This is a genomic window from Chengkuizengella axinellae, from assembly GCF_030730905.1.
Taxonomy (GTDB): domain Bacteria; phylum Bacillota; class Bacilli; order Paenibacillales; family KCTC-33759; genus Chengkuizengella; species Chengkuizengella axinellae.
Window position 1 is genome coordinate 1 of record NZ_JAVAMP010000076.1, and the last position, 228, is coordinate 228.

The following is a 228-nucleotide window of genomic DNA, read 5'->3' on the forward strand; positions in this document are numbered from 1 at the left end:
TTTTGGGTATATATTATGGTGGGCCCTAGTGGACTCGAACCACCGACCTCACCCTTATCAGGGGTGCGCTCTAACCAGCTGAGCTAAGGGCCCTTACCGCTTGGCAACGTCCTACTCTCCCAGGACCTTGCGGTCCAAGTACCATCGGCGCTGGAGGGCTTAACGGTCGTGTTCGGTATGGGAACGCGTGGTACCCCTCCGCCATCATCACCAAACGATGAAAGTGGC

The 228-nt window shown here is 57.0% G+C and carries 1 tRNA gene and 1 rRNA gene; both read right to left on the reverse strand.

The annotated features are described in order from the left end of the window. Window positions 1-16 precede the first annotated feature (16 nt). Window positions 17-93: transfer RNA gene (locus Q5Y73_RS24735), tRNA-Ile, on the reverse strand. A gap of 5 nt (window positions 94-98) precedes the next feature. After that, window positions 99-215, reverse strand: a 5S ribosomal RNA gene (gene rrf, locus Q5Y73_RS24740). Window positions 216-228: the final 13 nt, after the last annotated feature.